The organism is Mycobacterium sp. THU-M104 (assembly GCF_049197365.1).
Classification (GTDB): Bacteria; Actinomycetota; Actinomycetes; order Mycobacteriales; family Mycobacteriaceae; genus Mycobacterium.
The window spans coordinates 1-3,631 of sequence record NZ_JBMIOP010000275.1 but is presented as its reverse complement, the minus strand read 5'-3'; the positions used below and the strand labels follow the sequence as shown (position 1 = coordinate 3,631).

The 3,631-nt window shown below is 70.3% G+C and carries 2 protein-coding genes; both read right to left on the bottom strand.

The window, feature by feature from the left end:
- The coding region (locus ACOJVU_RS19735) for a 4Fe-4S dicluster domain-containing protein (protein ID WP_421531326.1) at positions 1-890 on the bottom strand (890 nt) is incomplete at its 3' end.
- Positions 887-3,631 (bottom strand): formate dehydrogenase-N subunit alpha (gene fdnG, locus ACOJVU_RS19730; RefSeq protein ID WP_421531325.1); only part of this gene is annotated, 2,745 nt, incomplete at its 5' end. The genes fdnG and ACOJVU_RS19735, both read right to left, overlap by 4 nt.

Sequence of the window (3,631 nt, the reverse complement as noted above, 5' to 3'; positions counted from 1 at the left end):
CCCAGAAACGACGTCACCGCGGCGGCGACGAGCGCTGACGCCGCCATCCCGGCGTAACGCCACATGGCCGGCGCGTCGCGGGTCGGCACCACCGGATCCGGTGGCAGCCCGTACACCTCGGGCTCGTCGAGCAGCAGGAAGAACGCGCCGTCGCCGCCGACCCCGTCGTCGGGGTCATGCCCGTAGAGCCGCGCCTCGCGCACGCCCAGCCCGTGCAGCTTCTCCACCCGGCGGGCGGCGCGCTCGCGCAGCTCGTCGAGGACGCCGAACTGGATGGAGTTGGTGGGGCACGCCTTGGCGCACGCGGGTTCGAGCCCGTCGCGCAGCCGGTCGTAGCACATCGTGCATTTCCAGGCCCGCCCGTCGCCCTCGCGCCGCTCGATCACCCCGTACGGGCAGCCGGACACGCAGTAGCCGCAGCCGTTGCAGATGTCTTGCTGCACAACGACGGTGCCGAACTCGGTGCGGAACAACGCGCCCGTCGGGCACACGTCCAGGCAGCCCGCGTGCGTGCAGTGCTTGCACACATCCGAGCTCATCAGCCACCGGAAGTCGGTGCGGGCCTCCGCGCCGGCGCCATCCCCCGGGCGCGCGAACGTCGGCAGCCCGAGGTCCACCGGTTCGGCGCCCGGCGGGCGCTCCTGCTCGATGAACGCGACGTGTCGCCACGTGCTGGCACCCAGCGTGCCGGTGTTGTCGAACGACATCCCCAGCAGGTTGTAGCCGTCGTCGGGTATGCCGTTCCACTCCTTACACGCCACCTCGCAGGCCTTGCAGCCGATGCACACCGAGGTGTCGGTGAAGAACCCCACCCGCGGCGGGTGGGGTTCCCCGTACCCGGCGTTGCCGGCGGGGTCGGGCAGTGCTCCGTAGAAACTGTTGTCGCTCAGGGGGTTTCCTCCGGTTCTTCGAGAGGAGCTGCCCGGGTGGTGTCCAGGCGGGTGCCCGTTTCGGCGGTGACGCCGGCGCGGCGGCGGTACTCGGCGATGTAGGCCAGCAGCGCCTGCCCGCGCGGCCGCCGCCCGGGGCGCACGTCGCAGGTGGCAACCTTGCTCTCCTGGATGAACACGTTCGGGTCCAGCACCACCCCGAGCAGGTCGTTGACCACGTCGCCCTGCACCGGACCGGCGTAGCCCCAGTGGTAGGGCATCCACACCTGTTGGATCACATGGTCGTCGAGGCGCAGCGGCCTCATCCGGTCGGTCACGAACACCTTCGCTTCGACCGCCGTGCGGCTGGTGACCACGTGCGCCCAGTCCAGGTGCGTCAGCCCCCGCATGCGGGCCAACTCGGGGGAGACCTCCATGAACAGCTCGGGTTGCAGCTCGGCGAGGTAGGGCAGCTGGCGGCTCATCCCGCCGGCGGTGTGGTGCTCGGTGAGCCGGGCAGTGGTGAACACGAACGGGAACACCTCGCCGTGCGCCTCCGGCGGCGCCGGGTTGGACGGATTGTCGTTGCGGCCGTAAACGATTCGCGTCGGGTTGCCCTGCTGCGGGTACAGCGGGTTGCGCACCGGCGACTCGTGCGGCTCGTAGTGGGTGGGCAGCGGGCCGTCGGCCAGCCCGGTGGGGGCGAACAGCCAGGCCTTGCCGTCGGACTGCATGATGAACGCGTCGTCGCCGCGCAGCGCCTCCACGCCCACCGCGCCCTCGGGCGGGCGGTAGTCCGGCGGCTTGTCGGTCTCGAAGTCGGGGATGTCGTGGCCGGTCCACTCGCCCCGCTCGGCGTCCCACCACACCAGCTTCTTGCGCTCGCTCCAGGGCCGGCCCGCCGGGTCGGCCGACGCCCGGTTGTAGAGAACCCGGCGATTCGCCGGCCAGGTCCAGCCCCACGCGTTGCCGTCGGGGCCCTGCTGGTCGCGCGGGGCGCGCCGCGCGGACTGGTTGACCTCGTCGGCGTACACCCCGCTGTAGATCCAGCAGCCGCAGGCGGTGCTGCCGTCGGCCTTGAGTTCGCTGTAGCCGCCCAGGGCCCGGCCGGTGCTCAGGTCGATGCCGTTCATGCGGCGCAGCACGTCCTCACCCGAGGGCTCGTCGCCGTCGGTGGCGTAGTCCCACGTCAGCTCCAGCAGCGGGCGGTCGCGCTCGTCGGTCGAGCCGGCCAGCTTCTCGCGCAGCCTGCGGCCCAGGTGGTAGAAGAACCACAGCTCCGAGCGGGCGTCGCCGGGCGGCTCGACCGCCTGCTCCCGCCACTGCAGCATGCGCTGGGTCTGGGTGAAGGTGCCGACCTTCTCGACGTGGGAGGCCGCCGGGAAGAAGAACACCTCGGTGCGGCACGTCTGCGGCGAGATCTCGCCGGTCTCGACCTCGGGTGCGTCCTTCCAGAAGGTGGCGCTCTCGATCATGACGAGGTCGCGCACCACCAGCCAGTCCAGGTTGGCCATCCCCAGGCGCTGCAACCGCCCGTGCGCGGACCCGACGGCCGGGTTCTGCCCGAGCAGAAAGTAGCCGAACACCGCGCCGTCGATCATGTCCAGCACCGTGCGGTAGGTGCCGTGGTCGCCGTTGATGCGGGGCAGGTAGTCGAAGCAGAAGTCGTTGTCGGGCCTGGCGTGCTCGCCCCAGTACTCCTTGAGCAGCGACACCATATAGGTGTCGGCGTTGTGCCAGAAGCCCTTCGGGTTGGCGCCGGTGATCTTGTCCAGGTAGTCAGCCAGGCTCTGCTGGCCGGCGTGCGGCATCGGCAGGTAGCCGGGCAGCAGGTTGAACAGTGTCGGCACGTCGGTGGAACCCTGGATGCTGGCGTGCCCGCGCAGCGCGAAGATCCCGCCGCCGGGGCGGCCGATGTTGCCCAGCAGCAGCTGGATGATCGACCCGGCGCGAATGTACTGGGCGCCCATCGAATGCTGGGTCCAGCCCACGCTGTACACCAGCGCCGCGGTGCGCTCCCGGCCCGAGTTCTGCGTCCACGCCCGCGCGATCTGGGTGAACGTCTCGGCGGGCACGCCGCACACCCGCTCCACCATCTCCGGGGTGTAGCGCGCGTAGTGGCGTTTGAGGATCTGGTAGACGCAGCGCGGGTGCTGCAACGTGGGGTCGGTGCGGCCGCCCGGCTCGTAGCGCCAGCTCGCCGGGTCGTAGGACGCGGTGCCGTGGTCGTAGCCGCTGAACAGCCCGTCGAGGTCCTCGGTGTCGCGGTAGTCCTCGGACACGATGAACGACGCGTTGGTGTAGGCGCTCACGTACTCCCGGAAGTCCAGCTCACCGGACAGGATGTGGTTGATCACCCCGCCCAGGAAGGCGATGTCGGAGCCCGCGCGCAGCGGCACGTGCCGGTCGGCGACCGCGCTGGTGCGGGTGAACCGCGGGTCGATGTGCACGACCTGGGCGCCGCGCGCCTTGGCCTCGATCACCCACTGGAAGCCGACCGGATGCGCCTCGGCCATGTTCGAGCCCATGATGACGATGAAGTCGGCGTTGGCCAGGTTCTGCTGGTAGTCCGTCGCGCCGCCGCGACCGAAGGAGGCTCCCAGACCGGGAACCGTGGCGCTGTGTCAAATACGGGCCTGGTTCTCGATCTGCAGTGCGCCCAGCGCGGTGAACAGCTTCTTGATCAGATAGTTCTCTTCGTTGTCCAGCGTCGCCCCGCCCAGGCTGGCGATGCCCATCGTGCGCCGCAGGGTGTTGCGGTC